This is a genomic window from Dethiosulfatibacter sp. (assembly GCF_983023055.1).
This window is the reverse complement of the sequence record NZ_CEZJXU010000394.1, coordinates 1-2,472: the sequence shown is the minus strand read 5'-3', so window position 1 is coordinate 2,472 and position 2,472 is coordinate 1. Positions and strand designations below refer to the sequence as shown.

Genomic DNA, 2,472 nt, shown 5'->3' with positions numbered 1-2,472 from the left:
TTGCTTCAATAGTCCATTACGGAAGCAGGGATGCAATGAATATAGAAGGCTTCAGTGAGAAAACAGCCTCTCAGCTTTTTGAAGAGATGGACCTTAAAAGCATTTCCGACCTTTATGATCTTAATATTGACTATTTAGTGGACCTTGAAAGGTTTGGACAGAAAAAAGCAGAAAATCTGTTGAAGGCAATCGAATCAAGCAAGAATTGCAATCTGAAGAATTTCATTTATGCCCTGGGAATACCCAATGTAGGTATAAAAACTGCTACGGACCTTGCTGAGAATTATGGAAGTCTGGAAAAGCTGAGAGATGCAAGTCATGAAGAACTAATAAATATTCAGGACATAGGAGCTATTGTAGCAGAGGAGATAATAGCCTTTTTTCATGATGAGAAAATAGTGGAAAGTGTTAGGAAGCTTCTTGACAAGGGAGTGAACCCAGTCCATAAAGGTGGGAAGAAAACAGAAGGTTTTTTCAATGAAAAAACTGTTGTAATAACAGGAACCCTTGGAATCAACAGGAAGGATTTGAAGACTATGATTGAGAATCAGGGAGGAAAGGTTACAGGAAGTGTCAGCAAGAAGACGGATTTTGTTGTTGTAGGCGAAAATCCTGGTTCAAAATACACAAAGGCTCAAGATCTGGGTATAACCATACTTGGCGAAACTGAAGCTCTTGATTTCTTAAATAGTTAGTTTTGTCAGAGTTCATTATTACGTTTAGTTAATAAATGTTAACACTTTGTTAATTGCATACCTTGGATTTATAAAGTATAGTTTAAATACGGGATATTATATTAAAGATTATTCATAAAATATTATAATTATTTCGTAATTGAATTAACCCAAAAATAATTGGAGGTGTGGAATTTGCTAAAATTTACTTTGAAAAGATTTCTTATAGCAATATTAACATTGTGGGTTATTATAACTATTACGTTTTTCCTCATGCATGCAATACCTGGGGATCCATTTACAGGTAACAAGAAGATTCCTCCGGAAATTCTTGAAAACATGATGGCCAAATACGGGTTGGACCAGCCGCTGATTGTTCAGTATGGCAAGTATTTGTTGAACTTGCTTAAGGGTGATTTGGGCGACTCTATGTACTACAGGGCCAGGTCGGTAAACACAATACTTTCTGAGTCATTTCCAGTTTCAGGAAAGCTTGGAGGCATGGCCATTACAGTAGGTGCAACTCTTGGAATTTTCTTTGGTATAGTTGCAGCATTAAACAGAAATAAATTCTTTGACTATTTTGTCATAGTACTGGCAGTTCTGGGGGTATCGGTACCCAGTTATGTATTCGCATCACTCTTCCAGTATGTATTTGCATCCAAGCTTGGATGGTTACCGGTGGCAAGATGGGGTACTTGGCAGCAGGCAGTATTACCCGTTATGGCCCTAGGTTTTGGCTATATAGCATATATAGCTAGGATGATGAGAACAAGCATGCTTGACGTAATCAACCAGGATTATGTAAGAACTGCAAAGGCAAAGGGTCTTTCTAGACAACAGGTGTTGTGGAAGCATACAATAAGAAATGCCATACTTCCAATTGTTACAATTCTTGGTGTTGCAGTTGCAGGTATCCTTGTAGGATCACTGGTAATTGAAAACATATTCGGTATCCCCGGAATGGGTAAGCATTTTGTTCTGAGTATCAAGCAAAATGACTATTACCTGATAATGGGAACAACCATTTTCTATGCAGCAATATTGATTGTCATGATGTTTATAATCGATATATTGTATGGTGTTGTTGATCCTAGAATCAGACTGGACTAAGGGGGTATTCATATGAGTAATGTTAATTTTACAAAAAAAGATTTTGAAATAATCGGAAAAAATATAGATGAATCGGAAAAGATTGTAAGAAAAAGTCTTACATACTGGCAGGATGCGTGGAGAAGACTTAAGGAGAATAAACTGGCAGTTCTGGGACTGCTTATAATTATAACAGTTTTGTTAATGTCTATTTTTGTACCTATATTTACAAAATATCCTTATGATTTTCAGGATTATAGCGCAATCAGTCAGTCTCCGTCATCAGCACATTTGTTTGGAACCGACAACCTGGGAAGGGATCTTTTCTCAAGGTGTTGGTCAGGAGCAAGAACATCTCTTATGGTTGCTGGAATTGCAACCATAATAAATGTGACAATAGGTGTTATCTATGGTGCGGTTTCAGGATATGCAGGAGGCAAGGTGGACCTTGTAATGATGAGGATAATTGAAATTGTATATTCCATACCGCAGCTTTTGTGGGTAATTCTCCTAATTGTTGTAATGAAGCCGGGAATCAAGCCTATAATAATAGCCATATCCATCACAGGCTGGGGAGGTATGGCCCGTGTTGTAAGGGGTCAGGTTCTTCAGCTTAAACAAATGGAGTTCGTACTTGCAGCCAAGACACTCGGTGCGGATACGGGAAGACTTATCCTTAGACATCTTATTCCAAACACAATGGGAC

The 2,472-nt window shown here is 37.9% G+C and carries 3 protein-coding genes; all 3 read left to right on the top strand.

What is annotated here, in order from left to right; all coding sequences use genetic code 11:
* The coding region (locus AC3AX0_RS11515) for a helix-hairpin-helix domain-containing protein (RefSeq protein ID WP_487550427.1) at positions 1 to 695 on the top strand (695 nt) is incomplete at its 5' end.
* Positions 696 to 869: 174 nt separating this feature from the next.
* On the top strand, positions 870 to 1,787 hold the full coding sequence (locus AC3AX0_RS11510; RefSeq protein WP_487550426.1) for an ABC transporter permease: 918 nt from the start codon (positions 870 to 872) through the stop codon (positions 1,785 to 1,787).
* A 12-nt stretch (positions 1,788 to 1,799) separates the two neighbouring features.
* On the top strand, positions 1,800 to 2,472 hold a 673-nt coding region (locus tag AC3AX0_RS11505; RefSeq protein WP_487550425.1), incomplete at its 3' end, for an ABC transporter permease.